General features: G+C 69.1%; 29 protein-coding genes and 1 riboswitch. Of the genes, 15 read left to right on the top strand and 14 right to left on the bottom strand.

Going from position 1 to position 26,737, the window contains the following annotated elements:
* Positions 1-68: 68 nt before the first annotated feature.
* Positions 69-193: riboswitch (TPP riboswitch) on the top strand.
* 128 nt (positions 194-321) lie between these two features.
* Positions 322-2,151, top strand: a complete 1,830-nt coding sequence (thiC, locus tag LXB15_RS20525; RefSeq protein ID WP_233950198.1) for a phosphomethylpyrimidine synthase ThiC — start codon at positions 322-324, stop codon at positions 2,149-2,151.
* 56 nt (positions 2,152-2,207) lie between these two features.
* Positions 2,208-2,420 carry a hypothetical protein gene (locus LXB15_RS20520; protein ID WP_233950197.1) on the top strand — a complete coding sequence of 71 codons (213 nt, stop codon included), beginning with the start codon at positions 2,208-2,210 and terminating at the stop codon, positions 2,418-2,420.
* Positions 2,421-2,500: 80 nt separating this feature from the next.
* Here LXB15_RS20520 and leuC read toward each other — a convergent pair whose 3' ends face one another.
* Positions 2,501-3,916 (bottom strand): 3-isopropylmalate dehydratase large subunit, encoded by a 1,416-nt coding sequence (gene leuC, locus LXB15_RS20515; protein ID WP_233950196.1) that lies wholly within the window; start codon positions 3,914-3,916, stop codon positions 2,501-2,503.
* A gap of 104 nt (positions 3,917-4,020) precedes the next feature.
* Positions 4,021-4,302 carry a hypothetical protein gene (locus LXB15_RS20510; RefSeq protein ID WP_233950195.1) on the bottom strand — a complete coding sequence of 94 codons (282 nt, stop codon included), beginning with the start codon at positions 4,300-4,302 and terminating at the stop codon, positions 4,021-4,023.
* Here LXB15_RS20510 and LXB15_RS20505 point away from each other — a divergent pair.
* Positions 4,292-4,780: a hypothetical protein gene (locus LXB15_RS20505; protein WP_233950194.1), complete on the top strand. Its 489-nt coding sequence runs from the start codon at positions 4,292-4,294 to the stop codon at positions 4,778-4,780. The two genes, LXB15_RS20510 and LXB15_RS20505, sit on opposite strands and share 11 nt — an antisense overlap.
* 3 nt (positions 4,781-4,783) lie before the next feature.
* Here the strand turns inward: LXB15_RS20505 and LXB15_RS20500 are convergent, their stop codons facing one another.
* A complete protein-coding gene (locus LXB15_RS20500) occupies positions 4,784-5,629 on the bottom strand; it encodes a transcriptional regulator (RefSeq protein WP_233950193.1) in 846 nt (281 codons plus the stop codon).
* Between the two features lie 227 nt (positions 5,630-5,856).
* Here LXB15_RS20500 and LXB15_RS20495 point away from each other — a divergent pair, with 227 nt between their 5' ends.
* Positions 5,857-6,099 (top strand): DUF2061 domain-containing protein, encoded by a 243-nt coding sequence (locus LXB15_RS20495; RefSeq protein WP_233950192.1) that lies wholly within the window; start codon positions 5,857-5,859, stop codon positions 6,097-6,099.
* A 114-nt stretch (positions 6,100-6,213) separates the two neighbouring features.
* Here LXB15_RS20495 and rplS read toward each other — a convergent pair whose 3' ends face one another.
* Positions 6,214-6,681 (bottom strand): 50S ribosomal protein L19, encoded by a 468-nt coding sequence (gene rplS / locus LXB15_RS20490; RefSeq protein ID WP_233950191.1) that lies wholly within the window; start codon positions 6,679-6,681, stop codon positions 6,214-6,216.
* A 279-nt stretch (positions 6,682-6,960) separates the two neighbouring features.
* Between rplS and LXB15_RS20485 the strand changes: the two genes are divergently transcribed.
* Positions 6,961-7,713 (top strand): sulfite exporter TauE/SafE family protein, encoded by a 753-nt coding sequence (locus LXB15_RS20485; protein ID WP_233950190.1) that lies wholly within the window; start codon positions 6,961-6,963, stop codon positions 7,711-7,713.
* An 80-nt stretch (positions 7,714-7,793) separates the two neighbouring features.
* On the top strand, positions 7,794-9,065 hold the full coding sequence (locus LXB15_RS20480; RefSeq protein ID WP_233950189.1) for a DUF5996 family protein: 1,272 nt from the start codon (positions 7,794-7,796) through the stop codon (positions 9,063-9,065).
* A 25-nt stretch (positions 9,066-9,090) separates the two neighbouring features.
* On the opposite strand, the gene trmD is transcribed toward LXB15_RS20480, so the two are convergent.
* The 7 genes from trmD to ffh form a co-directional block, all read right to left on the bottom strand.
* Positions 9,091-9,774: a tRNA (guanosine(37)-N1)-methyltransferase TrmD gene (gene trmD, locus LXB15_RS20475; RefSeq protein ID WP_233950188.1), complete on the bottom strand. Its 684-nt coding sequence runs from the start codon at positions 9,772-9,774 to the stop codon at positions 9,091-9,093.
* 7 nt (positions 9,775-9,781) lie between these two features.
* Positions 9,782-10,084 carry a putative quinol monooxygenase gene (locus tag LXB15_RS20470; RefSeq protein ID WP_233950187.1) on the bottom strand — a complete coding sequence of 101 codons (303 nt, stop codon included), beginning with the start codon at positions 10,082-10,084 and terminating at the stop codon, positions 9,782-9,784.
* Between the two features lie 97 nt (positions 10,085-10,181).
* Entirely contained in the window at positions 10,182-10,763 is a 582-nt protein-coding gene (rimM, locus tag LXB15_RS20465; RefSeq protein WP_233950186.1) for a ribosome maturation factor RimM, read from the bottom strand.
* Positions 10,764-10,824: 61 nt separating this feature from the next.
* Positions 10,825-12,330 carry a GGDEF domain-containing protein gene (locus LXB15_RS20460; RefSeq protein ID WP_233950185.1) on the bottom strand — a complete coding sequence of 502 codons (1,506 nt, stop codon included), beginning with the start codon at positions 12,328-12,330 and terminating at the stop codon, positions 10,825-10,827.
* A 104-nt stretch (positions 12,331-12,434) separates the two neighbouring features.
* Positions 12,435-12,845, bottom strand: a complete 411-nt coding sequence (rpsP, locus tag LXB15_RS20455; RefSeq protein WP_233950184.1) for a 30S ribosomal protein S16 — start codon at positions 12,843-12,845, stop codon at positions 12,435-12,437.
* Between the two features lies 1 nt (position 12,846).
* Positions 12,847-13,191: a chorismate mutase gene (locus LXB15_RS20450; protein WP_233950183.1), complete on the bottom strand. Its 345-nt coding sequence runs from the start codon at positions 13,189-13,191 to the stop codon at positions 12,847-12,849.
* A complete protein-coding gene (ffh, locus tag LXB15_RS20445; protein ID WP_233950182.1) occupies positions 13,188-14,738 on the bottom strand; it encodes a signal recognition particle protein in 1,551 nt (516 codons plus the stop codon). Before ffh ends, LXB15_RS20450 begins: the two co-directional genes overlap by 4 nt.
* 477 nt (positions 14,739-15,215) lie before the next feature.
* On the opposite strand from ffh, the gene LXB15_RS20440 reads away from it, so the two are divergent.
* The 7 genes from LXB15_RS20440 (at position 15,216) to LXB15_RS20410 (ending at position 21,505) form a co-directional block, all read left to right on the top strand.
* The gene (locus LXB15_RS20440) at positions 15,216-16,304 is read left to right on the top strand and encodes an endonuclease/exonuclease/phosphatase family protein (protein WP_233953272.1); all 1,089 of its coding nucleotides are present in this window, start codon (positions 15,216-15,218) and stop codon (positions 16,302-16,304) included.
* Between the two features lie 194 nt (positions 16,305-16,498).
* A complete protein-coding gene (locus LXB15_RS20435) occupies positions 16,499-16,801 on the top strand; it encodes a hypothetical protein (protein ID WP_233950181.1) in 303 nt (100 codons plus the stop codon).
* 122 nt (positions 16,802-16,923) lie between these two features.
* Positions 16,924-17,781, top strand: coding sequence for a diaminopimelate epimerase (gene dapF, locus LXB15_RS20430; RefSeq protein ID WP_370640140.1), 858 nt, complete (start codon positions 16,924-16,926; stop codon positions 17,779-17,781).
* A complete protein-coding gene (gene mtaB, locus LXB15_RS20425; RefSeq protein ID WP_233950179.1) occupies positions 17,781-19,106 on the top strand; it encodes a tRNA (N(6)-L-threonylcarbamoyladenosine(37)-C(2))-methylthiotransferase MtaB in 1,326 nt (441 codons plus the stop codon). The genes dapF and mtaB overlap by 1 nt, the downstream gene beginning before the upstream one ends.
* Positions 19,099-19,413, top strand: a complete 315-nt coding sequence (locus LXB15_RS20420) for a hypothetical protein (protein WP_233950178.1) — start codon at positions 19,099-19,101, stop codon at positions 19,411-19,413. Before mtaB ends, LXB15_RS20420 begins: the two co-directional genes overlap by 8 nt.
* Positions 19,410-20,762 carry a signal recognition particle-docking protein FtsY gene (gene ftsY, locus LXB15_RS20415; protein ID WP_233953271.1) on the top strand — a complete coding sequence of 451 codons (1,353 nt, stop codon included), beginning with the start codon at positions 19,410-19,412 and terminating at the stop codon, positions 20,760-20,762. Before LXB15_RS20420 ends, ftsY begins: the two co-directional genes overlap by 4 nt.
* A gap of 83 nt (positions 20,763-20,845) precedes the next feature.
* Complete coding sequence (locus tag LXB15_RS20410; RefSeq protein ID WP_233950177.1) at positions 20,846-21,505, top strand: septation protein A; 660 nt, start codon at positions 20,846-20,848, stop codon at positions 21,503-21,505.
* Between the two features lie 41 nt (positions 21,506-21,546).
* On the opposite strand, the gene LXB15_RS20405 is transcribed toward LXB15_RS20410, so the two are convergent.
* Positions 21,547-23,658 carry an ice-binding family protein gene (locus LXB15_RS20405; protein ID WP_233950176.1) on the bottom strand — a complete coding sequence of 704 codons (2,112 nt, stop codon included), beginning with the start codon at positions 23,656-23,658 and terminating at the stop codon, positions 21,547-21,549.
* A 124-nt stretch (positions 23,659-23,782) separates the two neighbouring features.
* On the opposite strand from LXB15_RS20405, the gene LXB15_RS20400 reads away from it, so the two are divergent.
* Positions 23,783-24,451 carry a Crp/Fnr family transcriptional regulator gene (locus LXB15_RS20400; RefSeq protein WP_233950175.1) on the top strand — a complete coding sequence of 223 codons (669 nt, stop codon included), beginning with the start codon at positions 23,783-23,785 and terminating at the stop codon, positions 24,449-24,451.
* A gap of 65 nt (positions 24,452-24,516) precedes the next feature.
* Here LXB15_RS20400 and LXB15_RS20395 read toward each other — a convergent pair whose 3' ends face one another.
* On the bottom strand, positions 24,517-24,906 hold the full coding sequence (locus LXB15_RS20395) for a L,D-transpeptidase (RefSeq protein WP_233953270.1): 390 nt from the start codon (positions 24,904-24,906) through the stop codon (positions 24,517-24,519).
* A 416-nt stretch (positions 24,907-25,322) separates the two neighbouring features.
* Here LXB15_RS20395 and LXB15_RS20390 point away from each other — a divergent pair, with 416 nt between their 5' ends.
* Positions 25,323-26,126, top strand: coding sequence for a tellurite resistance TerB family protein (locus tag LXB15_RS20390; RefSeq protein ID WP_233950174.1), 804 nt, complete (start codon positions 25,323-25,325; stop codon positions 26,124-26,126).
* Positions 26,127-26,136: 10 nt separating this feature from the next.
* On the opposite strand, the gene LXB15_RS20385 is transcribed toward LXB15_RS20390, so the two are convergent.
* Positions 26,137-26,700 carry an NUDIX hydrolase gene (locus LXB15_RS20385; RefSeq protein WP_233950173.1) on the bottom strand — a complete coding sequence of 188 codons (564 nt, stop codon included), beginning with the start codon at positions 26,698-26,700 and terminating at the stop codon, positions 26,137-26,139.
* Positions 26,701-26,737: the final 37 nt, after the last annotated feature.

The following is a 26,737-nucleotide window of genomic DNA, read 5'->3' as shown; positions in this document are numbered from 1 at the left end:
GCGCGCGAGCCCGTGCGCTTCCGCGACGCCCGTCGACGCTTGACAGCCGGCCTGCCGCTGCTACCGTCGCGCCATCCAAGGGGAGTTCCGGCAAGGAACTGAGAGGCTGACGGCCGCCTAGAGGCGAAGCGCGCGGCGACCCTGTGAACCTGATCCAGTTCATACTGGCGTAGGGATGGGAAAAGCCGCGCACGATGAGCAGCCTCGTCATCTGAAGACCTGTCGGCCTGCCGCCCCACGAGGCGGCCTGTCGGCACGCGGCCCTTTTCGATCACCCACGGCGGGACTGGATCTCCACGGCGCAGAGCGCAGGGAGAGACCATGACCATGCCCACACGACCGCAGCCGGCCGTCACCACCGGACCGCTGCCCGCCTCGACCAAGATCCACGTCCCCGGCAGCCTCTTTCCGGACATCCGCGTGCCGATGCGCGCCATCGCGGTCCATCCGAGCGCCGGCGAGCCCGACCTCTGCGTCTACGACTCGTCCGGCCCGTTCACCGACGCGGCGGCGGAGGCCGACATCGCCCGCGGCCTGCCGCGTCATCGCGAGGCCTGGATAGCCGCTCGCGGCGACAGCGAATTCTGCGCCGCGCGCCCGGTCCGGCCGGAGGACAACGGCAATCTGCCGGCGGAAAAGGTGACGCCTGCCTTCCCCGTCCCGAACGCCCCGCGCCGGGGGATCGAGGGGCGGCCGCTGACGCAGTACGAATACGCCCGCGCCGGGATCGTCACCGCCGAGATGGAGTTCGTCGCCATCCGCGAGAACCTCGGCCGCGCCGGGAAGGCCGCCCCGGTGCGCGACGGCGAGCCCTTCCGGGCGGCGATCCCCGATCTCATCACCCCGGAATGGGTGCGCGACGAGGTCGCCTCCGGCCGGGCGATCATCCCCGCCAACATCAACCATCCCGAGCTCGAGCCGATGGCGATCGGGCGCAACTTCCTCACCAAGATCAACGCCAATATCGGCAATTCCGCCGTCACCTCGTCGATGGAGGAGGAGGTCGACAAGCTGGTCTGGGCGATCCGCTGGGGCGCCGACACGGTGATGGACCTCTCCACCGGCCGCAACATCCACAACATCCGCGACTGGATCATCCGCAACGCCCCGGTGCCGATCGGCACGGTGCCGATCTACCAGGCGCTGGAGAAGGTGGACGGCATCGCCGAGGCGCTGACCTGGGAGGTCTATCGCGACACGCTGATCGAGCAGGCCGAGCAGGGCGTCGACTATTTCACCGTCCACGCCGGCGTCCGCCTCGCCCATATCCCGCTGACCGCCGAGCGCGTGACCGGCATCGTGTCGCGCGGCGGCTCGATCATGGCGAAGTGGTGCCTGCACCATCACCGCGAGAGCTTCCTCTACGAGCATTTCGCCGAGATCTGCGACATCTGTCGAGCCTATGACGTGTCGTTCTCGCTGGGTGACGGGCTGCGGCCGGGCTCCATCGCCGACGCCAACGACGCGGCGCAGTTCGCCGAACTGGAGACGCTGGGCGAGCTCACGGCCATTGCCCGCGCCAAGGGCTGCCAGGTGATGATCGAGGGGCCCGGCCACGTGCCGATGCACAAGATCAAGGAGAATGTCGACCTGCAGGTGAAGCTCTGCGGCGATGCACCGTTCTACACGCTCGGACCCCTCGTCACCGACATCGCCCCCGGCTACGACCACATCACCTCGGCGATCGGCGCGGCGATGATCGGCTGGTTCGGCACGGCGATGCTCTGCTACGTCACGCCGAAGGAGCATCTCGGCCTGCCCGACCGCGACGACGTCAAGGTGGGGGTGATCACCTACAAGATCGCCGCCCACGCCGCCGATCTCGCCAAGGGCCACCCGGCCGCCCGGCTGCGCGACGACGCGCTGTCCAGAGCCCGCTTCGAGTTCCGCTGGGAGGACCAGTTCAACCTGTCGCTCGATCCAGACACCGCCCGCTCCTTCCACGACGCAACGCTGCCGAAGGAGGCGCACAAGCTGGCGCATTTCTGCTCGATGTGCGGGCCGAAATTCTGCTCGATGAAGATCAGCCACGACATCCGCGACGCCGCCCGGCAGGACGCCGACAGGCAAGAGGGCATGGCGGCGATGGCCGAACGCTACCGCCAGGGCGGCGATCTCTACATGCCGGTGGAACCGGTGCCGGGCGAATAGAGGGAACGGCCGGACGCGATGCGGGTTCTTCTGCGAACGAGATGAGGAGTTCGACCATGCCAGACCCGGATCCGAAGCCCGAGGGCAAGCCACCGCCACGGGACGCAGAGACCGACGACGACGGCGTCCTCGACAACGCCATCGAGCGTACCGACAACGCCTTCCATGGGCGCAAGGATGACGAGAGCCTGATCGGCCGCGACATTCCGCTCGACGTGCAGGAAGCGGAAGAAGAGGAAGCCAAGGACGAGGACTGGCGCAACTACTGAGGGACGTCGGTCCATTCATCGAAAAACCCCGCGTCGGTCCTGCCGGCGCGGGTTTTTTTGCTTCCGGTCGCGCGAAAGCCTCAGCGCCAGTGGCGCACGTCGACGAAGCGGCCGGCGATGGCGGCGGCGGCGGCCATCGCCGGCGAAACCAGGTGGGTCCGCCCGCGGTGGCCCTGCCGGCCCTCGAAATTGCGGTTCGAGGTCGAGGCGCAGCGCTCGTAGGGCGCGAGGCGATCCTCGTTCATGCCGAGGCACATCGAGCAGCCCGGCTCGCGCCAGTCGAAGCCGGCGGCCTTGAAGATCTGGTCCAGCCCCTCGGCCTCGGCCTGCGCCTTCACGAGGCCCGAGCCCGGCACGATCATCGCCGAGACCGTGTCGGCGACCCGGCGGCCCTCGACGATGCCGGCGACGGCGCGCAGATCCTCGATCCGGCCGTTGGTGCAGGAGCCGATGAACACGCGGTCGATGGTGATGTCGGTCATCGGCGTGCCTGGGGTGAGGCCCATATACTCCAGCGCCCTCTGCTTGGAGCGGCGCTTGCCCTCGTCGTCAATCGCGGCCGGGTCCGGCACGACGCCGTCGACGGCCACGACGTCCTCCGGCGAGGAGCCCCAGGAGACGATCGGCGGCAGGCTCGCCGCGTCGAGCCGCACGACCTTGTCGTAATGCGCGCCCGGATCGGAAACCAACGTGCGCCAGTAGTCCACCGCGCGATCGAACGCGTCGCCTTTCGGCGCCCGCGGCCGGCCGGCGATATAGGCGAAGGTCGTCTCGTCCGGCGCGATCAGGCCGGCGCGCGCGCCCGCCTCGATCGACATGTTGCAGACGGTCATCCGGCCTTCCATCGACAGCGCGCGGATCGCCTCGCCGGCATATTCGATGACGTAGCCGGTGCCCCCGGCCGTGCCGATCTCGCCGATGATCGACAGGATGATGTCCTTGGAGGTGACGCCGTCCGGGATCTTTCCGTTGACCTCGACCAGCATGTTCTTGGCCTTGGCCTGGATCAGCGTCTGGGTGGCGAGCACGTGCTCGACCTCCGACGTGCCGATGCCGTGCGCCAGCGCGCCGAAGGCGCCGTGGGTGGAGGTGTGGCTGTCGCCGCAGACGATCGTCGTGCCCGGCAGGGTGAAGCCCTGCTCCGGCCCGATGATGTGGACGATGCCCTGCCGGCGGTCGGCCGCGTCGTAGTACTCGATGCCGAAATCCGCGGCGTTCTGGGCCAGCGCCTCGACCTGGATACGGCTCTCCTCGTTCTTGATGCCGAGCACGCGGTCCGGCGAGGTCGGCACGTTATGGTCGACGACGGCGAGGGTCTTTTCCGGCTGCCGCACCTTGCGGCCGGTCAGGCGCAGGCCCTCGAAGGCCTGCGGGCTGGTGACCTCGTGGACGAGATGGCGGTCGATGTAGATCAGGCAGGTGCCGCCCTCCTGCTCGGCGACCAGGTGGTCGTCCCAGATCTTGTCGTAGAGGGTGCGTGGCTTGGTCTGGCTCATGGTGGTCGTCCTTGTCGGCGGGCAGGTCCCCGGGCCGAGCGCAACTGTTCGGATGGCGATGAAGCGGGCTTTCGGAGCCGTCTGTCACGACGACTGGCGGCCGGCTAATGGCCGCCGGCGACGACCAGGCGGTAGAAGAACCGGCCCGGCAGGCGCGCGCGATCGGAGAGCTTGGCAAAGCCCTCGCTCGTCGGTAAATGCGGCCGCGCCCGCGGCTTGGCGATCCGGAACATGGTCCGAACATAGCAACAGCTGTGACGCCAGACAATCGCGCGCCGAAACGTGCCTGATATACGCATGCCCATGCCGTCGCCGGAGAACCGCCCCATGACGGGTCGGAACGGCGGGCTCTTCTGTTCTTCACAGGAACCGTCCATGCGCCACATCACCCTTGCCATGCTCGTCGCGGCGACCGCCGCGCTTTCCGCCCTGCCGGCCTTCGCCGGCGATCCCGCCCCCTCCGTGGAGCGGGGCCGCGTCGTCGCCACCGTCAGCGGCTGTCACGACTGCCACACCGCCGGCTACATGGAGTCCGGCGGCAAGCTCGACCCCGCAGCGGCCTTCACCGGCGCCCCCCTCGGCTTTCGCGGCCCCTGGGGCACGACCTATGCCGCCAATCTCCGCCTGGTCGCGGCCGAGCGGGACGAGGCCGGTTTCGTCCAGCACCTGAAGACGCTGAAGACCTTGCCGCCGATGCCGTATTTCAACCTGCAGGCGATGCCGGAGACCGACATGCGGTCGCTCTATCTCTACATCCGCTCGCTGGGCGAACCCGGCGAGCCGGCGCCTGCCGCCGTTCCGCCGGGCGAGGAGCCGACGACGCCGTACATCGTCTTCGCGCCGCCGACCATGCCGGCCGGCTGAGCGTCAGTCCGGCACCGCCAGGCCCTCGATGAAGCGCGGCGTGTGCTTGGCCTCGAAATCGGCCTCGCGCACCAGCCCGTCGAAGTGACGGGTCAATTCCAGTACCTGGCGCCGCTCGCGAAAGGCCATGTAGAAGCGGCCGACATAGACCGCGGCCTGCAGCGGCCCGAAGATCGTCACCGGGGCCGAGAACACCTTCTTGCGGTCGAACAGATAGAGCCTGAGCGAGGGATAGAGCTCCTCGCTCAGGCGCCGCATCCGCTCCAGCTGCGCCCGCCGCTCCGCGGCCGGCAGACCGCGCCAGTAGCCCTCGCCCGCGGCGAAGCCCTCGAGCGCGTCGATCGGCATGGCGATCTCGTAGTCGGTGTCCGGCGCCTGCAGATAGGCGAGGCGCTGCCGCATGTCGGCGATCGCCTGGTCGGTGGTGCGGCCGAGAAAGTCGCCATACTCAAAGCGCAGCACGTCTTCCGACTTCAGCATGTCCGGCAGCGTCGCCGGCACGTGCCGGATCTTGTAGCCGCGCGCTTCCTCGTGCCAGCGATACATCGACTCGTCGGACGGCGCGCGCGCCGCCTCCTCGATACGCATTGCCGCCTCGAGCATGTCGGCGCCGCGCTCGCGCCGGTCGGTCAGGCCGAGCAGCCAGTCGCAGGAGACGCCGAGCGCGAAGGCCGCCTCGGCGGCGAACTGGGCGTTCGGCAGGCGTCCGTCGTCGGAGGAGAGGATCAGCGAGACGGTCGAGCGGTCGGCCTGGGTGGCGCGCGCCAGCGCGCTCTTGGAAAGGCCGCGCGCGGCCATGGCGGCGGCGAGCCGTTCGCGGAACAGCCGGGATCGGTCTCTCTTGTCCATCTGATGACGATTATCACGTTTTGCGAAGAAATTCTGCGAACGTGACTCGGTGCATGAAAATTCGCGGGATTCCTCCCTTGGCCGCTTTGGCCTAGAAGACGGGGGTCACCCGCGGACGACGGACAGCCAGAGGCTCCCTCGCTCCGCATCTCGAATCTCACCCGCGTTTCGCCGCCGGCCGCCATGGCTGGCGGGCGGATTCGGCCGACCAGGAGCCAGGAAGCAGCATGGAGACACGCAGCCGGAGCATCGCCAAAGCCGCCTCGTGGCAAGCGCTCGGCCTCGTCACCATGTCGGTGCTCGGCTTCCTGTTCACCGGTTCGCTCACCGCCGGCGGGGGCCTCGCGCTCGCCTCCTGCCTCCTCGGCTTCTTCACCTACCTCGCGCATGAGCGCCTCTGGGCCGGCATCCGCTGGGGCTGGTCCTCGACGGTGCGTGCCACGACAGCGCAGGGCGATCACGGCAACTGATGCGGCCGCGCCGGCGGCCTGCCGCCTGCCCCTTGGTATCCGACGAATTTTCCGCACAAACGCAAAAAGCGGCCGCAGGGGCCGCTTTCGCGTCGTTCCGACCTGGGCCGGGATTTATTCGGCGGCGGCGGTCGCCGTCTTTGCCGCTTCCTTCTCCGCCTTCGCCTTGTCGCGCGCATCCGCGGCGACCTGGCGGGCGTCGTCGTTCAGCTTGCGGGCGCGGGCATTGGAGGCCTCGACGATACGGGCCGACTTGCCGCGACGATCGCGCAGGTAATAGAGCTTGGCGCGCCGCACCTTGCCGCGCCGCACGACCTCGACCGAATCGAGCATCGGCGAATAGACCGGGAAGACGCGCTCGACGCCCTCGCCATAGGAGATCTTGCGGACGGTGAAGTTCTCCTGGAAGCCGGCGCCGGCGCGGGCGATGCACACGCCTTCATAGGCCTGCACGCGCGTGCGCGTGCCTTCGGTGACGCGGACGTTCACCCGCAGCGTGTCGCCGGCGGAGAAGTCCGGGATCTGGCGGATGGCATTGATGCGCGCAGCTTCGGCCGCATCGAGTTCGGAAATGATGTTCATGGCATAGCCTCAATTCGTTTCATGCCGGAAAGGCGTCTTAACCCCGACATGGCCGCCGTGACGGTCAAGTTATTCTGAGGAAATCGGACTGGCCCTTACACGGCTTCCGGCGGTTTGTCACTAGGGCACCCGGCGAAACCGCCGCAAATGTCCCGTCTCCGGCATTCCGGCGCTTGCTCTTTCGCGGCCGATCGTGCGATGCCGCAGGGCCTCCCGCCGACAGCTGCCGTGCAACCGCCTCGCGGACGGCTGTCTTCGTCGTATTTCCGAAAGCCTGCCATGTCCCTTCTCGTCATCGCCCTCCTGTTCGTGGCCGGCTTCCTGTCGGGCGCGATCAACGCCGTGGCGGGCGGCGGCACCTTCATCACCTTCGGCGCGCTCAGCCTGATCGGCGTTCCCCCGATCGTGGCCAACGCCACCTCCTCGATCGCGCAGCTTCCAGGCTACATGACCTCGTCGCTCGCCTATCTGACGGACATCAGGCGGTTCTGGCGCAGCGCGCTGATTCTGGCGGCGGTGTCGGTCGTCGGCTCGCTCGGCGGGGCGCTGTTCCTGCTCTATCTCGACAACGAGGAATTTGCGGCGCTGGTGCCCTGGCTGCTGCTCGCGGCCACCGCATTGTTCGCCGCGGGTCCCTGGATCGCGCCGTCGCGCGATCGCCACGAGACGGCGCCCCGCAGCCGCATCGCCGGCCCGATCGTGCAGTTCGTCACGTCGATCTATGGCGGCTTCTTCGGCGCCGGCATGGGGATCATGATGCTGGCGACGCTGGGACTGACGGAGAGCGGCGACTATCACCGTCTGAATGCGCTGAAGAACCTGCTCGCGAACGTCATCGCCATCGTCGCCATCGTCGTCTTCGTCTCCGGCGGCGTCGTCTACTGGATCGGGGCGCTGGCGATGATCCCCGGCGTCGCGCTGGGCGGCTATGCCGGCGTCTGGATGGCCCGGCGCGTGCCGCAGGTCGTGGTGCGCAGCTTCGTCGTCGCCGTCGGCCTGTTTCTCGCCGGCTACTACTTCGTCACCGGCTGAACCCGGGGACAGCGCCGACTCGAGGCTGCGGCGCGCGGCGGCGGGTGCTAGGCTTTCCGGATCGAGACCGGAGATGACCCATGGCGCGGCACTGGCCTGACATTCCCTATCTCGCCTGGCGGGAGACCTGCCAGGCGCTGCAGCTCTATACGCAGATCGTCGGCAAGTATCGGCTGGCGCACACGCCCTGGCTCAACCATTCCTGGACCGCCACGCTCTACGTGACGGCCCGCGGCCTGACGACGTCGCCGATACCCGATGGTCCGGGGATCGAGATCGTCTTCGACCTTCTCGACCACCGGGTCATCGGGACGAACAGCGACGGCGGCATCGAGAGCTTCGCGCTGGAGCCGATGACGGTGGCGGCGTTCCACGCCCGGTTCGTGGCGCTGGTCGGCGAACTCGGCGGCACGCCGCGCTTCAACGGCCGGCCCAACGAGGTCGCCGATCCCGTCGCCTTCGTCGACGACCACCGCGACCGGCCCTACGACGCCGACGCCGTGACGCGCTTCTTCCGCGCGACCGTCGCCGCCGACCGGGTGTTCAAGGCCTTCCGCACCTCGTTTCTCGGCAAGCAGAGCCCGTCGCATTTCTTCTGGGGCAGCTTCGATCTCGCCGTGACCCGCTTTTCAGGCCGCACCGCGCCGCTGCATCCGGGGGGCATCCCGGCTCTGCCCGACAGCATCACCCGCGAGGCCTACGACCACGAGGTCGCCTCGGCGGGGTTCTGGCCGGGCGGTGGCGGCATCGACTATCCCGCCTTCTATGCCTACGCCTATCCGACGCCGGCCGGCTATTCGGCCGCGACGATCGAACCGGAAGCGGCCTTCTGGGCGAGCGGTCTCGGCGAGTTCGTCCTGCCCTACGACGCGGTGCGGGAAGCCGCCGATCCCGACGCCACGCTGCTGGCCTTCCTCGAATCCACCTACCGGGGCGCGGCAAGCCTCGGCAAATGGGACCGCGATGCGCTGGAATGTGCTCCCGGCGTTCCGGGCCGCCCACGCGACGTGACGGCAAGGCCCGAACCGGCGGCCGAGAACCTGCCCGAACCGACGCCGCTCGACCCGGCCGACATCCAGCGCGAGGAAGGTCCCGCCAAGGGGCGCTACCTGCTGCGGCGCGACGGGCTGGAGGCGGAGATGAGCTACAGCCGGGCCGGCGCCCGCCTGCTGATCATCGACCACACCAGCGTTCCGGATGCCTGGCGTGGCCGCAAGGTGGGCGAGCACCTGGTGCGGCGGGCGGTAGAGGACGCGCGCAGCGCCGGGCGCTCGATCCTGCCGCTCTGCCCGTTCGCCAAGGCGCAGTTCGACCGCCACGCCGAATGGCACGACGTGCTCGACAAGCGTTAGTCGGAACGAACGTCTTATCCGGACGTCAGCGCCCGAGCAGATCCGGTCGCCGCGCGGCGGTGATCCGCTCCGCCTCCGCCCGGCGCCAGCGTTCCACCGCGCCGTGGTCCCCCGAGGTCAGCACCGCCGGGATCGCCTGCCCCTCCCATTCGGCGGGGCGGGTGTAGTGCGGATGCTCCAGGAGCCCCGCCTCGAAGCTCTCGGCCTCGCCGGACAGCGCGTTGCCCATCACCCCCGGCAGCAGGCGCACCACGGCGTCGAGCAGCACCAGGGCGGCGATCTCGCCGCCGGAGAGGATGTAGTCGCCGATCGACACTTCCTCGAGCCCGCGCCCCGCGATGACCCGCTCGTCGACGCCCTCGAAGCGGCCGCAGACGATGACCGCGCCCTCGCCGGCCGCCAGCGCGCGGACGCGGCGCTGGTCGAGCGGCCGGCCGCGCGGGCTCATCAGCAGCCGCGGCCGGGCGTCGCCGACGGGCGCCGCGTGGTCGATCGCCGCCGCCAGCACGTCGGCCCGCATGACCATGCCGGCGCCGCCGCCGGACGGCGTGTCGTCGACCATGCGGTGGCGGCCGACGCCGAAGTCGCGGATCTGGACGGTCTCCAGCGTGACGTCGCCGCGCTCCAGCGCGCGGCCCGCCAGCGATACGCCGAGCGGGCCCGGAAACATCTCCGGATAGAGCGTCAGGACCGTCGCGCGAAAGCCCATCGTCGTCTCAGGCCAGCGGCTCGCTGCTGGCGACCTCGACGATCTTCAGGTCGCGGGCGTGCACCGTCACGCGCTTCAGCGCGGCGTGCCAGGCGGCGATGTGATCGGCCTTGCCGTGCCGGGCGAGATCCTCGCGGCTCTCCCATTCCTCGTAGATCCGCACCAGGCCGGGCTCGAGCAGGTCCTCGGCGAAGGAATAGACCAGGCAGCCCTGTTCGGCGCGCGTGGCGGAGATGACCGCGACGGCGTCGGCGCGCAGGGCGTCGAGATCCTGCTGCGAAAGGCGAAGGGTTCCGGCGACGATGATCATTGGTGGCTCCCGATCCTGTGGCGAGCGGCGCCGCCGCTCCTGGCGCAGGGGATAGGTCGGCGCGGCCGGGAAGGCAAACCGGCGGGCGGCCCGCGGCTCAGGCCCGGTCCGTCGGCGCCCCGTCGTCCGGCCCCGGTTCGTCGTCGTCCTGCGTCTCCACCAGCCCGGCGGCGACCGGATCGACGATCATCACGCCGGCGTCGACGTCGAGTTCGGGCACCGCCGCGGCCGAGAACGGGATCATCAGCGTAGGCCCGCCCGGCGGCTGGATCTCGACGATGTCGCCGGCGCCGAAATCATGGAAGGCGACGACCTTCCCGACGGGATCGCCGGCGATCGTCTGCACCGCCAGCCCGACCAGGTCGCCGAGATAGAATTCGTCGTCGTCCTCGGGCTCGGGCAGCACCGAGCGATCGACGAAGAGTTCCCGGCCGTTGATCCGTTCGGCGTGGTTGCGGTCCGTGACTTCGGCAAAGCGCACCACCACGACGTTCTTCTGCGCCCGCGCCGACTTGACGGTGTAGCGATTGCCCGCGGCGTCGAAGAGCGGTCCGTAGGCACCGAGCGCCGTCGGGTCCTCGGTGAGCGATCGGACGCGGCATTCGCCCTTGATGCCGTGCGCCCCGCCGACGACGGCAAGCAGTACGGGATGGGCGGGCGCGGACGGAGAATTCGGCATCGGTCTCGGCGATCCTTGCGGCTGGCACCGATCCATGCCGCCATCGGGCGGATTCGGCAAGTCAGACGGCGGGCTGCGCTTCGGCCGGCTCCGCCGCCGTTTCCTGGCGCCGGTCGCGGTCGGGATTGGCATAGTGCTCGCGCTTGGCGGCGTACATCAGCTGGTCGGCCCGGCGCACCGCGTCCTCCAGCCGCTCGCCGGGCTCGGCCGTCGCCATGCCGAGCGAGAAGGAGAGCCGAGAGCCGGGATAGAACTGGTTGTTCACCTCCACCAGTTCCTGGATCGACGCGATCATCCGCGCGCCCTCCTCGGCGCCGCTGGCCGGCATCATCACCACGAACTCGTCGCCGCCGATGCGGGCCGCGTGGCTCGGCCTGGCGACCGCCTCGTTCAGCACCTCGCCGGCCCGCCGCAGCAGCGCGTCGCCCGCCGCATGGCCGAGCGTGTCGTTGACCTCCTTCAGGCCGTTGAGGTCGGCCACGACCAGCGTCACCGGCTCCGGGCCCTTGCGCTCCAGCCGGTTGAGCTCGTCGACGAAGAACGAGCGGTTGTAGAGGCGGGTCAGGATGTCGTGCTTGCCGAGATATTCGAGATAGGCCTCGGCCTTCTTGCGGGCGGTGATGTCGGCGAGCGCCACCTGCACCAGCGACCAGTCCGACTCGTGCCCCGGGAACACCGAGAACTGCATGTGGACGTGCAGTTCCTCGTTCTCCAGCGAGTAGTTCACCACCTCGCGCTGCTGGAACAGCTTGCCGTGCCACAGGTCCACGAGCTGCTCGCGGAAATGCTGCTCCATCCCGTCGCGGAACACTTCGGCGAGCCGCGCGAGCAGCGTCGCCTTGTCCGCGGCCTTGAACAGCTCGAGCGTGTGCCGATTGACGTCGATCACGCGGATCTCGCTCATGCAGCGGGCGACGAAATCCGGATGCACGTCGAGAAAGGTGCGGAAATCCACGACGCCGCGCTCGCGCACCTCGTCGATCAGCCGCTTGACCACGCTGAAATCCTCGACCCAGAGCGAGATCGGCGAATGCTCGAACAGGCCGCGGGCGAAGGCCTCGCTCTCGGCGATCCGACGCCGGCCGCTCTCGCGCTCGGTGACATCCTCGGTGGCCACCAGCACGCGGCCCCAGTCCGCCTCGTGGCCGGGCAGGATGCGGGCCTTCAGCTGCACGTCGAGGCGGCGGCCGGAGAGCGTGTAGTTGACCGCCAGGCTGGTGAAATTGTCCTGGCCGTCCCAGAGCTGCGCAAGCTCGTCGACATGGGTCGACAGCATGTCGCCGGAGAATACCCGGTCGAGATTGTCCGACAGTTCGGCGTAGCTCGAAGCCTCGAAGAGTTCGAGCGTTCGCTGGTTGACGGCGATCAGGCCGATCCGGCGGGTGGCTTCCCGCACGCGCTCGGGATCGGCGGCAAGATGCGCCCGCAGGTCGGTGACACCGCCGGCGCGCCATTCGTCGAGCAGCGCCTTCACGCCGCTGAAATCCTCCAGCCAGAGCGGCACGGGAGCCAGCTCGAAGGCATCGGTTCCGGGCAGATGATCCGAAGAGGTTTCGGCAGGCGGCATGTTCGCACCCTCACGCCAGGGCCGCTGGGCCCGCTTAAGGGAACGGCGCCCTTGGGCGCCGTCCACTCACATCCGTCAACTTGCAGCCGAAACTGGTCCGACGCTTACTCTGCGGAAGTCGTCTCTTCCTCGGCCGGCGCGTTCTTGGCGGCTTCGGCCTCGGCGGCGGCAGTCGCGGCGTCTTCCTCGCGCTGCTTGCGCTCGGCCTCGCGCTCCTGCGCCTTCTTGCCCGGCAGGCCCTTGGTCAGGTTCTTGCGCTCGGGGCGGTTGGCGATGCCCGCCTGGTCGAGGAAGCGCAGCACCCGGTCGGTCGGCTGGGCGCCTTCGCCGAGCCAATGCTTGATGCGGTCTTCCTTCAGCGTGACGCGCTGCGCGTCCTTCGGCAGCAGCGGGTTCCACGAACCCAGCTGCTCGACGAAGCGGCCGTCGCGCGGGCTGCGCGCGTCGGCGACGACGATGTGGTAGTAGGGGCGCTTCTTCGAGCCGGCCCGGGCCAGACGCATTTTCAAGGGCATTTCATTCTCCTGTCGATGATGGCATGCCGCGCGCGGCGGCGATGGCTTCGTGGTGGCGGATGACTTCCTTCACGATGAAGTTCAGGAATTTCTCCGCGAATTCCGGATCGAGTTCGGCGTCGTGGGCAAGCCGGCGCAGCCGTTCGATCTGCTCTCGCTCCCGGGCCGGATCGGCCGGGGGCAACTGGTTCTCGGCCTTCAGCGCGCCCACCACCTTCGTGCAGCGGAAGCGCTCGGCCAGGATGTGGATCAGCGCGGCGTCGATATTGTCGATCGAGCGGCGCAGCGCGGCAAGCCGGGTCTTCGGGTCGGCCTCGTCGAAGCCGGATGACGGCAGGACGGTCATTTCTTCTTCCCCGGCAGGCCCGGCAGGCGCGGCGCGCCACCCGGCAGTCCCGGCAGTCCGCCGATGCCGCCGAGGCCCTGCGGCAAGCCGGGCATGCCGCCGCCGCCCTGCGCCGCCCGGGCCATCGCCTCGAGCTCCTTGGGGTCCATCTTCGACAGGTCGGGCATGCCGCCGCCCATCCCCGGCATGCCGCCGAGGCCCATCTTGCCGGCCAGCCCGCCCATCATCTTCTGCATCATGCCGCCCTTGCCCTTGCCCATGGACTTCATGACGTCGGCCATCTGGCGGTGCATCTTCAGGAGCTTGTTGATCTCCGCCGACGAGGTGCCGGAGCCGGCGGCGATGCGCTTCTTGCGCGAGTGCTTGAGGATGTCGGGATTGGCCCGCTCCTTCGGCGTCATCGAGCCGATCACCGCGAGCTGGCGCTTCAGCATCTTGTCGTCGAGACCGGCCGCCGACATCTGGTCCTTCATCTTCCCCATGCCGGGCATCATGCCCATCATGCCGCCCATGCCACCCATCTTCTGCATCTGGCGGATCTGCTCGGCGAGATCGTTGAGGTCGAACTTGCCGGACTGCATCCGCTTGGCCATCGCCGCGGCCTGTTCCGCGTCGATGTTCTCGGCGGCCTTCTCGACCAGCGAGACGATGTCGCCCATGCCGAGGATGCGATCGGCGATGCGGGCCGGATGGAAATCCTCCAGCGCGTCCATCTTCTCGCCGGTACCGATCAGCTTGATCGGCTTGCCGGTGACCGCGCGCATGGAGAGGGCCGCGCCGCCGCGCCCGTCGCCGTCGACGCGGGTCAAGACGATGCCGGTGATGCCGACGCGCTCGTCGAAGGAGCGGGCAAGGTTCACCGCGTCCTGGCCGGTCAGGCTGTCGGCGACCAGCAGGATCTCGTGCGGCCGGGCGCGCGCCTTGATCTCGGCCATTTCGGCCATCAGCGGCTCGTCGATATGCGTGCGGCCGGCGGTGTCGAGGATGACGACGTCGTAGCCGCCGAGGCGGGCGGCCTGCTCGGCGCGGATGGCGATCTCGACCGGGCCCTGGCCGGCGATGATCGGCAGCGTCGCGACGCCGGTCTGCTCGCCGAGCACCTTGAGCTGCTCCTGGGCGGCCGGCCGGCGCGTGTCCAGCGAGGCCATCAGCACCTTCTTGCGCTGCTTCTCGGTGAGCCGCTTGGCGATCTTGCCGGAGGTCGTGGTCTTGCCCGAGCCCTGCAGGCCGACCATCATCACCACGACCGGCGCCGGCGCGTTGAGGTCGATCGGGACCTGGGTCTCGCCGAGCGTCGCGATCAGCTCGTCATGGACGATCTTGACGACCATCTGGCCGGGCTTGATCGACTTCAGGATCTCGGCGCCGACGGCCTTGGCGCGTACCCGGTCGGTGAAGTCCCGGACGACTTCCAGCGCGACATCGGCCTCGAGCAGCGCCCGACGGACCTCGCGCAGCGCGGCGGCGACATCCTTGTCGGACAGCGCGCCGCGGCCGGTGAGGCCGTTCAGGATGGACCCGAGACGGTCCTGGAGTGAATCGAACATCAAGGCTTCCTTCCGTCCTTCCGGCGTCGTACCGGAAGGTGGTGCGGCAAGCCGGCCCCGAACACATGCCATGCGCAAAGCATGACGGCATCCGCGGGCGAAAATCGCTGGCGGATGGTGACCTCCGGGCGGCTCTTGCGAAAGAGGGACCCGGTCGGCGTGTCGCGGACGGCTAGTCGCGGATATGGCTCGGCAGAAACACCAAGCGCCGCCAATTGTCAAATTCCGGCCGTCCGGCGCCTGGCTCGGTCAGCACAATGGAACCGGCAGGGCACTCCCCTACTTCGGGGCTGGTGGGACAGCAGCCCTTTGCCGGCACGCCGGCCGATCGCGAGAGCGTCCGTTTCGATCCGCCGCAGGCTGGACGGCCACCTTGCGCGACACAGACTGGGAGCTTGGCATGGCGACGGTTGGGGTTGGCCTGCATCATGGCCACGGCAGGGTGTCGGCTCTCCGGGCGGGACAGGGTCGTTGAGCATGGGCACGCATCTGGTTCTTGCCGTGCTCACGGTGCTGTTCCTCGCTGCGACGGGGCTCTCCTTCGTGCGCATAGCCCACGGCTTCGTGCGCACCCTGTCGTTCCCGCGGCTGCAGATCCTCGCCCTCACCGGCGTGCTCGCAGCCTTCACGATCTGGCTCGTCGACGACCCGCGATGGCTGTGGACGCTGCTCGCCGGCCAAGCCGTCGTCGCCGTCGTCCAGGCGGCCTGCATCGTGCAGTTCACCCCACTCCGGCGGGCCCAGTCGGAGCGCTTCGCCGGCCCGAGCGACGCCCCTAACGTCGTCTCGATCCTGTCGTCCAACGTCAAGATGTCGAACCGCGACTATGCCCGGACGGTCCAGGCGGTGCTCGACGCGGACCCCGACATCGCCCTCTTGATGGAAGTCGACCAGGCCTGGACCGACGCGCTTGCTCCGATCGGCGAGGGGCGGCCCCACCAGGTCGTTCAGCCGCTCGGCAACGCCTACGGGATGGCGCTCTATTCGCGCCACGAATTGTCGGATGTGCAGGTCCAGAATCTGGTCATGGACGAGGTCCCCTCGATCATCGCCCGGGTGACGCTCCCCGACGGCCAGAGCTTCCGGATTTATTGCGTCCATCCGGAACCGCCGGTGCCGCACATCGACTCCGCCGGCCGCGACGGGGAACTGCTGAAAGTCGCCCAACTCGTCGACGGCGACACGATGCCCTCCATCGTCTGCGGCGACCTCAACGACGTGGCATGGTCGCACACGACCCGGCTCTTCCAGCGCCTTTCCGGGCTTCTGGATCCGCGCATCGGCCGAGGCTTCTACAGCTCCTTCGACGCACGCTTCTGGTTCCTGCGCTGGCCGCTGGATCATCTCTTCCATGACGCCCGCTTCCGTCTCGTGGCGATGCGGCGGCTGCCCTACAGCGGCTCCGACCACTTCCCGATGTATTTCAGCCTCGCCCTGACGGACTCGAACGGGAATGCCGAACTGCCGACGGAAAAGGACGCGGCCGATCTCGAGGAAAGCCGCGAGATCCGCCAGGAAGCCCGGGAACTCGACCGGGAGGCCATCGGCGTCGACTGGGAGAAATGAGAGCCGTTGCGAATGCAAAGGTCGCTTGTGGAACGATAGGCCGGCTGCGGCATTCAATCTGCCGAAGGAACGCCGCGGCAACGGGCGCGTCCGGCTCGCGTCGCCATTGCCCCTGTCGTGATCCCTCGGGACCGCGCCATCGGGTCGTGGCCGCAGCCGGCCTCGACCGGTCCGCCTCTCGCAAGGACCCATCCATGACCGATCCCCACGACACCCGCCCGGAGCGCGATCGCACCGTCATCGTCAACAACGACCGCGGCGGCAGCGGCGGTGGGGGCGGCGGCTCGGGCTGGCTGATTGCCGGCCTGCTGATCGTCGTCATCGTCGTCGGCGCGTTCTTCCTCTTCGGTGACCGGCTCACCGGCGGCGGCGGTGGCGGCGACACCAACGTCACCATCGACACGCCGGACGTCAACGTCCCCGACGTCGACATGCCGGACGTCGATGTCGTCCCGGATGGCGGCAATGCGGCGCCGGCCCCCGCCCCGGCCAACTGAACCACCTTCATGGATCGGGGCGCCGAGCCCCGATCCTTCCAATTTCAGGGTCGATCGGCCATATAGCCGTCATGACGGACAGGGCCGAAACTTCTGACGGGCATTGGGTCCCGTTCGCGCGGATGAACGGGCTGGGGAACGAGATCCTCGTTGCCGACCTGCGCGGCGGCAACGCGCGTATCGCCGCCGACGCGGCGCGAGCCCTGGCGGCCGTCGACGCGACGCGTTTCGACCAGATCATGGCGATCCACGATCCGCTGACCCCCGGCACCGATGCCTACATCCGCATCATCAACCGCGACGGCTCCGAGGCCGAGGCGTGCGGCAACGGCACGCGCTGCGTCGTCCAGGCGCTCGCCGCCGAGACCGGCCGGCGGGACTTCACCTTCGAGACCCGCGCCGGCCTGCTTGCCGCCGGAGAGCGCCCGGACGGGCTGATCGCCGTCGACATGGGCATGCCGCGCTTTGCCTGGAACGACATTCCGCTGGCCGAAGAATTCGCCGACACGCGGGCGATCGAGCTGCAGATCGGGCCGATCGACGCGCCGGTGCTGCATTCGCCATCCGTCGCCTCGATGGGCAACCCGCACGCGATCTTCTGGGTGGACCGGGACGTCTGGGATTACGAGCTCGACCGGTTCGGCCCGATCCTCGAGAACCATCCGATCTTTCCCGAGCGCGCCAACATCTCCATCGCCCGCGTCACCGGCCGCGCCGCGCTGACGCTGCGCACCTGGGAGCGCGGCGTCGGCCTCACCCGCGCCTGCGGCTCGGCGGCCTGTGCTGCCGCCGTCTCGGCCGCCCGCACGCGCCGCACCGACCGGATCGTCACCGTCACCGTCCCCGGCGGCGACCTGCTGATCGAGTGGCGCGACGACGACCATGTGGTGATGACCGGTCCCGCCGAATGGGAATGGTCGGGACGGCTCGATCCGGCAACCGGTGCCTTCGAACGCGACGGCGAGCCGGTGCCGGCCTGATGGGCGTCGAGATCGTCTCCTTCGGCTGCCGCCTCAACACCTACGAGGCGGAGGTCATGCGGCGCGAGGCCGAGGCCGCCGGCCTCGGCGGCGAAGCGCGCCCGGCGATCCTCTTCAACACCTGCGCCGTCACCGAGGAAGCCGTGCGCCAGGCGCGCAAGCAGATCCGCCGCGCCCGCCGCGACAACCCCGAGGCGCGGATTGTCGTCACCGGCTGCGCCGCGCAGACCGAGCCCGGCCGCTTCGCGGCGATGGCCGAGGTCGACGCGGTGATCGGCAACGCGGACAAGCTGGCGGCGCAGTCCTATCGCGGGCTGCCGGATTTCGGCGTCGGCGCCGAGGAGAAGATCCGCGTCAACGACATCATGAGCGTCACCGAGACCGCCGGCCACATGGTCGATGCGATCGAGGGCCGCGCCCGCGCCATCGTGCAGATCCAGAACGGCTGCGACCACCGCTGCACCTTCTGCATCATTCCCTTCGGCCGCGGCAATTCCCGCTCCGTGCCGATGGGCGCGGCGGTCGACCAGGTCCGGCGGCTCGTCGACGGCGGCTACAACGAGGTCGTGCTCTCCGGCGTCGACATGACCAGCTGGGGCGCTGACCTGCCGGGCTCGCCGCGGCTCGGCGACATGGTGCAGGCGATCCTCGTCCATGTGCCGGCCTTGCGCCGGCTGCGGCTCTCCTCCATCGATTCCGTCGAAGCCGACGACGTGCTGGTCGAGGTGATCGGCTCGGACCGGCGGGTGATGCCGCATCTGCATCTGTCGCTGCAGGCCGGCGACGACATGATCCTGAAGCGCATGAAGCGCCGCCACTCGCGCCAAGACGCGATCGATTTCTGCCAGACCATGCGGGCGCGCCGCCCCGACATCGTCTACGGCGCCGACCTCATCGCCGGTTTCCCGACCGAGACCGAGGCGATGTTTCAGAACACGCTGGCGCTGGTTAAGGATTGCGGCCTGACGCATCTCCACGTCTTCCCGTTCTCGCCGCGCGAGGGGACCCCCGCCGCGCGCATGCCGCAGCTGCCGCCACAAGTGATCAAGGAGCGCGCCGCCCGGCTGCGCGCCCGCGGCGACGCGGCGCTGAAGGCGCATCAGGCGAGACTGGTCGGCACCCGCCAGTCGGTGCTCGTCGAGCGCGGCGGCGGCGGCCGCTGCGAGGACTTTACCCATTGCCGGATCGACGCAGGCCTCCCCGGCGAGATCGTCGACGCTATCATTGCGACGCAAGAGAACGGAAAACTGCAGGCGCGACTGTGGAGCAGCGATGCCTCCCGCGCCCCACTGGCCGCACAGGCCGAGAACGGGATCCATGGCTGACAACAAGAGCTTCTTTCGGCGCGTCTTCTCCTTCGGCTCCGACACGGAGGCCGAGCGCACGCCCGCCGAGGGCACGACGCCGCGCGCCTCGGACAGCGAATACGGCAGGCCGGAATCGCCCGATCCGGAGGTCCGGCCAGTCGCGGCCGCCAGTTCCGTCGCCGACGACGAGGCGGGCGCCGGCGCGGCGACAGGTGCCGGCGACGACGGCGGCGGCATCACCCCGCTCGCCGAGATGGCCGCGGACGCGGACGCAAAATCCGACTACCACTCGGACCCGGCTCAAAAAAAAACTCCGACTGGCTGACTGAAGCGTCGGAAGACGAGGAAGACGGGGCGGATTTCTCCTTCCTCGAGGCCCCCGAGCCGGAGCCGGCCGACGTCGACTTCTCTTTCCTCGAGCCCGGCGTTCCGCCGGTAGACGGCGAGACGCGCGAGCCTTCCCTCGAAGCCGAAGCGGCCGCGCCGCCTGTCGCGCCCGCATCCGAAGACGACCACCTCGACGGCCACGGCCCCGAGGACGCGGACGAGGCCGACTTCTCCTGGCTGGACGCGGACCTGCCGCCGGAAGAGGAGGACAGCGTTGCGCCGGAAGCAGCGCGGATCGACCCGAGCTTCGGCGCGCCGGCAGATGAGGCCCCGCTCGCGCCGTCTCCTGCCCACCCGCCGATCGACCCGGACGCCGGCTTCCGTCTGCGCCAGGCGCCGGCCCCCGCCGCCGAGCCGGTGCGCGCGCCCTGGCTGCTGCGCCTGCGCGAAGGCCTGTCCCGCTCGTCCAGCCAGCTGACCGGCTCGATCGGCTCGATCTTCACCGCCCGCAAGCTCGACGAGGAGACGCTGCAGGATTTCGAGGACGTGCTGATCCGGGCCGATCTCGGCCTCGAGACGGCGCTACGCATCACCGACCGTCTGTCGGAGGGCCGCTTCGGCCGGACGATCTCGGGGGCGGAGGTCCGCAGCATCCTCGCCCAGGAGGTCGAGAAGACCCTGGCGCCGGTCGCGGTGCCGCTGGAGCTTGACCTCGAGAAGAAGCCGCACGTCATTCTCGTCGTCGGCGTCAACGGCACCGGCAAGACCACGACGATCGGCAAGCTCGCTGCCAAGCTGACCCGCGCCGGGCTCAAGGTGACGCTCTGCGCCGGCGACACGTTCCGCGCCGCGGCGGTGGAGCAGCTGCGGATCTGGGGCGAGCGGACCGGCTCGGAAGTCGTCGCCAAGGCGATCGGCGCCGATGCCGCGGGCCTTGCCTACGAGGCCTATGACCGCGCCATCGAGAACGGCTCCGACGTGCTGATCATCGACACGGCCGGACGGCTGCAGAACAAGACGGAACTGATGGCCGAGCTGGAGAAGATCGTCCGGGTGCTGCAGCGGCGCGAAGCCGATGCGCCGCATACGGTGCTGCAGACGCTCGACGCCACCACCGGCCAGAACGCGCTGCAGCAGGTGGAGATCTTCCGCAACGTCGCGGGGGTGAACGGGCTGGTGATGACCAAGCTTGACGGCACGGCGCGCGGCGGCATCCTCGTCGCCATCGCCGCCAAACATAAGCTGCCCGTCTATTTTGTGGGCGTCGGCGAGGGGATCGACGATCTCGAGCCGTTCAAGGCGAAGGATTTCGCCGATGCGATTGCGGGCACGACCGCGGAAGTCTAGCCGCACCGGGCCGGCGATTGTTTCGGCGATGCCTCGCATTCGCCGGCTTCCTGCCCGATAGCCACGCCGAACACGGAGTCTCCATGCGCGACCACATCATCGAGGAAGAGCCGAACAGCCCGGCCCGCAAGGAAATGAACCCGCTGCTGAAGTTCGGGCTGGAGCTGGGGCCGCTGCTGGTCTTCTTCTTCGCCAACTCGCGGGGCGAGCAACTGGCCGAGGCCTTCCCGGTGCTGCGGGAGTTCGGCGAGCCGCTGTTCATCGCCACCGGCCTGTTCATGGCCGCGATGGCAATCTCGCTGTCGGTCTCGTGGGCGATCACCCGCACCCTGCCGATCATGCCGCTGGTTTCCGGCGCGGTGGTGCTGGTGTTCGGGACGCTGACGCTGTGGCTGCAGGACGAGACCTTCATCAAGATGAAGCCGACCATCGTCAACGCGCTCTTCGGCTCGGTCCTGCTCGGCGGCCTCGTTTTTGGCAAGGCGCTGCTCGGCTACGTCTTCGACCAGGCCTTCAAGCTCGACGCCGAGGGCTGGCGCAAGATGACGCTGCGCTGGGGCATGTTCTTCCTCTTCCTGGCGGTGCTCAACGAGGTGGTCTGGCGGAACTTCTCGACCGATACCTGGGTGGCGTTCAAGGTCTGGGGCACGATGCCGATCACCATCGCCTTCATGCTGACCCAGATCCCGCTCCTGAAGCGGCACGCGCTGGAGCCGCGGGCGGCCGACACCAGCACCGGCTGAATCCCGCGGGCGGGGGCTGGCCCCCGCCCGTCCGCGGCCTGCTACCAGCGGTAGCTGATCCGCCCGATGCCGGAGAGCGTGGTGGAGTCCTCGGACAGCTCGCTGTCGAAGTAGCCGCCGACCGACAGGCCGCTCGACCAGGCGATCTCCGCGCCCGCCGAGGCAAGCAGGTAGTCGCCCGATTCATCGGCGCCCTTGATCTGGAAGTCCGATCCCGGCAATGCCCGGAAGCTGGCGTTAAGGGTTTCCCCCGAGACCTCGTCATGGGCCCAGGCGAGCCGGCTACGCAGCTTCAGTGTCGCGTCGTCGGAGAGCGGAATGCGCTGGCCGAAGCGGGCGCCGAGTTCGGTTCGCACGCCGGTCGAATCGTTCGAGTCGATGTCGAGGGCGAAGACCGAGCCGGTGTCAGAGGACTCGCTGTAGTCCGGCATGTAGTACTGCTGGACCTGCAGGCTGGCATAGGGCGTGACCCAGCCGCGGCCGGGAATGGCCGCGATTTCCGGAACGTCGAAGCGATAGCCGGTTTCCACCCGCCCGGCGACGTTCCAGGCCGAGTAGTCGGCTTCGAAACGCTCGGTGACCCCGATCGTCAGGTCGCGCTCCGTCGAGACGTCGCTGTAGCCCACCGCAACCGAGGCCGCGACATAGGCGGCGTCGAAATTGGTGCGGCCGTAGATCGCCGCATGCGCCATGTCGGCGTCGCCGGAGCCGCTGGCGCCGTCGAGACCGAACGTGCTCCTGCCGAGGCCGACGGCAAAGCCGACGATCGTGTCGGGGGTCACCGCATAGTCCATGCCGACCGCCACGCCCGCCGTGTCGATCTCGCGATCATGCGATCCCCAGCCGCTGTCGCCGTCGGTGCGCGTCGCCTGGCCGTAGGCCGAGATCCAGCCGTTCCAGGGTTTCTGGACCGGCGGGGGGGCGGCGACCGGGGCGCCGTACATGGCCACGCCGCCGAGCATCTGAAGGGTCGTGCCGGCTTCCGGCCCGTAGCCGAGAACCCGGACCGTGGCGGGCGCCTCCGGCACCTGCTCGACGACCGCCGGGGCATAGGGTCCCTGGTCATCGTTCATGCGATCGAAGACTTCCGACATGAACGAGTTCATCGCCTGCCGGCCGGCCGGGGCGGCGGCGGTCGCCACCTCGCCGGTCAGCTGCTCGAGGACGAGGACGGTCTGGGCGGGCGTCAGCAAGCGGAACACCAGCGGCAGTTCGCCGCCGCCGGCGATGAAGGCGTCGATGCCGCTCGCCGCTTCGACCGCTGCGGGCGTCGGCAGGACAACGGGAGCCACGATCGCCAGGCTGCCGTCGGGCAGAACCACGACCGGCGTACCGTCCGGTAGCGTCACCACCGGCGTGCCATCGGGGGGCGTGACGACCGGCGTGCCGGGCGGCACCACGATGACGGGCGTGCCATCGGGCAGCGTCACGACCGGCGGCGTCACCACCGGCACGATCGGCGCCGTGGCGGCCGGGCAGACCGAGATCGTGTTGGTGTCCAGCGTCACCGCGCCGTTGCGGGCGAGGGCCGCGCCGCAGAGGATGTCGGCGCCGGTATTGAGCGTGATGCTGGTCAGGGCGAGGATCTGGCCGGCCAGCGTCGTCTCGGTGCCCAGCGTGGCGGAGCTGCCGACCACGAAGAACACGTTGGCTCCCTGCGCGCCGTTGATCAGCGACACGGTCGAGGCGCTGGCCGTCGTCAGCGTGCTGCCGATGTTGATGATGAAGACGGCGTTCGGGTTGAACTGCGCGTCCAGCGTCAGCGTGCCGGTCAGCTGCGCGGAGGTGGCGTACTGGTAGACGCCCGGCAGCAGCGTCTGCCCGGCAAGATCCTGCCCGGTGAGGACGGCGGTCGCCGGACGGTTGAACAGGTCGACATAGCGGTTCGTCAGGTCGATCTGCGCCTGGACCGCGACCGCGTCGTTGAGGAAGGTCGCATAGGGGGCCGTCACGATGCCGGGCGGAAAGCCGACCACCGCGGTCCCCGGACTGACGCCGACATTGCCGCTGATGACGGTGGTTCCAGTGTTAGTGACCGTCGATCCGGCCAGCACGCCGAAACTGTCGAGGCTCTGTGCGAGCGACGGTGTTTCTCCTGCCCCTATGACCGCGAGCGCGGCCAGAGTGAGCTTCACCCCAGCAAGTACTTTCATTTCAAGACCCCCGGTATTTCCCCTATCACAAAGCCTTTAATGGCATTTCGTGATAGAATCTGAGCAATATTGCTCAACTTGGCATTGAGTCGGTGCCACGTTGCGTTGGTGATCGGATACGCGCATGGCAGGCAGTGTGGTCTCGCCATCGAGCTCATCGGGCCGCTTCCTGGCCCCGACAGGCGGCGGGACCGTTTGCGACTACGCCAAGGGCGAACGGATCTTCGTCCAGGGGGACGCGGGAGACGCGGTTTTCCTGATTCAGCGGGGTTTGGTGAAGGTTTCGGCGCTTTCGCCGAATGGCAAGGGCGCCGTCTTGGCCGTTCTCGGCGCCGGCGCGTTCTGCGGCGAGACCTGTCTGGCGGAGCCGCCGCCGGTGCGCAACGCCACCGCGGTCACTCTCATCGACTGCAAGATCCTCCGCTGGGACCGCACGATTTTCCTGCACCTGTTGCATGAAGACCCCGATTTTGCCGGCCGGGTCGTCTCGCGGCTGGCGGCCCGCGTCGGCCGCGTCGAGGAGGATCTGATCGATCACATCCTCAACTCGAGCGAGAAGCGGCTCGCCCGGCTGCTGCTGCTGCTCGCCGAGGTCGACCGCGACGGCGCCGCGGTCAGGGTCAGCCAGGAAGTGCTGGCCGAGATGGTCGGGACCACCCGGTCCCGAGTCTGCTACTTCATGAACAAGTTCCGCCGGCTGGGCTTCATCAGCTACCGCGACCATCTGGTCGTGCATCCCTCGCTGCGCGGCGTGCTGGACGCCGATGCGCCGCATGACGCCCTGCACGGCTGACCGCGCGGCGCTCCAGGGATGATCAGGACGAACCCGACCGGGGCCGCCGGCGGCCCCGGCCGCGCTCATCGCGTGACCGTCACCGGCGTGCCGACCCCGACTCGTCCGTAAAGGTCGAGAATGTCGGCGTTGTGCATGCGGATGCAGCCATAGGACACGAAGCCGCCGATGGATCCCGGCCGGTTGGTGCCGTGAATGGCGTATTCGCCTCCCGCCAGCGTCATCGCCGCTTCGCCCATCGGATTGTTCGGCGCGCCGCTGGGGATCATCTCCGGCAGGTCGGGGCGGTCGCGCAGCACGGCGAGCGGCGGCGCCCAGTTCGGGCGAATGTACTTGCCGGTGATCGTCGTGGTGCCGGTCCACTGCCGGTCGGGCCGCCCGACGCCGACCTCGTACACGATCGCCGTGTCGGGGCCGACCACCAGATACAGCCGGCGCTCGGATGTCCTCACCATGATCGCCCCGGCCTCCAGGCCTCGCGTATCGACGTGCACGCGCTCGGCCGCCACGGCGGCATCGTTCGCCTGGCAGAACGTGGTGAGCGTCAATGCGGCGATCACGGTGGTGAGATGGCGGAGTCGAACGGCTGACAGCACGGACGCGGCTTCTCACAAATGGATCATCGATCCCGGGCAGATACCCTGAACCGACTGCATAGCCGACTACCGGGGGCCGCGCGAGAGCGGCGATGTCACACTAACCGAGGGTTGCGCGCAATCAGGCCCGATAGTGAAGAACGCGTAAACGCCAACCGCCGAAATCGAGACGCGCCGCAGCGCCGCCTGCGGCTTTCGCGGCCCTTCATGCCATTGCGATCGGCCGACACGGTGCCGATATCCGGGGCAGACACGCAACCGGGAACATCGTCACCATGGATATCCAGAAGCTACTCGGCCAATTCCTCGGCACCGGCGCACAGGGCACGACGGGCGCCCATCCGGGGCAGAAAAGCGACGGCCAGGGCGGCGGCTCGCTGGTCGACCAGCTCGGCGGCATGCTGCAGGGCGGCGGCTCCGGGGCCGGCCTCGGCGGCCTGCTCCAGGGCGGCGCCGGCACCGCGCTGGGTGGCGCGCTGGCCGGCGGCCTCGCCTCCAGCCTTTTCCGCGGCAAGGGCGTCGGCAAGCTCGGCGGCACGGCGCTGAAGCTCGGCGGCGCGGCGCTCGTCGCCGGTCTCGCCTACAAGGCGTACCAGTCCTACCAGGCGCAGCAGGGCCAGACCGCGCTGCCGGGCGCTGAGCCGCTTCGGCAGCTCCCGGCCGCCACCGCGCCGGGCGAGATCCCCGAGCCGAAGGGCACCGCCTTCCTGCCGGCCGGCGAGGAGGATGTGCGCTCGCGGCTGATGCTGTCGGCAATGATTGCGGCTGCCAAGGCGGACGGCTACATCGACGCCAACGAGGAGCAGGCGATCTTCGGCCGCATCGACGAACTCGATCTCGATGCCGAGGAGAAGGGTTTCCTGATCGACGAGATGCGCCGGCCGATGACCCCCGAGCAGCTGGCGTCGAAAGCCCCCACGCCGGAGATCGCCATGGAGGTCTACACCGCCTCGGTGCTGGCCATCGACGCCGACCATCCGGCCGAACGCGCCTATCTCGACCGGCTGGCGACGCAGCTGCGGCTGCCCGCAGAGCTCGCCGCGCAGATCCGGCGGACGACGGGCGAAGCCCAGGGCTGAGGCCCCGGCCTCAGAACTCCCCGAGCTTCAGGGAACGGCCGTCCGGCATCGTGTCGCCGGACGCGCCTTTCGGATTGGAGAAGGGCACCGGCGGCGCGCCCTCGGCCGCGGCCCGCTCGTGCGCCAGCGCCCAGTGTACCGACGGGAAGGCGAGATCCTGCCAGGGGATGTCGTCCCAGGCGAACAGGTCGACCGAAAGGCTCTCCGGCCCTGCGGCGATCGAGGGTTCGGCCAGCCGCGCCCGATAAATCAGCTGCACCTGGCTGATGCGGGGCACCGAATAGACCGCCAGCAGCCGCTCGATGTCGAGGACGGCCGTGGCCTCCTCCCGCGCCTCGCGCCGCGCCCCCTCCTCCGGCGTCTCGTTCAACTCCAGATAGCCGGCCGGGATCGTCCAGAAGCCGCGCCGTGGCTCGATCGCCCGGCGGCAGAGCAGGATGCGGCCGTCGTGCCGGACGACGGAGCCGACGACGATCTTGGGGTTCTCGTAGGCGACGAAGCCGCAATTGTCGCAGATCTTGCGCGGCAGGTCGTCGTCTTCGGGAGCGCGGAGCGAGAAGGATGGCGTGGTCATGCGGCAGACATGGTCCGCGATCGGCATCGGGGAATGG

This window comes from Aurantimonas sp. HBX-1, assembly GCF_021391535.1.
Lineage (GTDB): Bacteria > Pseudomonadota > Alphaproteobacteria > Rhizobiales > Rhizobiaceae > Aurantimonas.
This window is presented reverse-complemented; position numbering and strand designations above follow the sequence as displayed.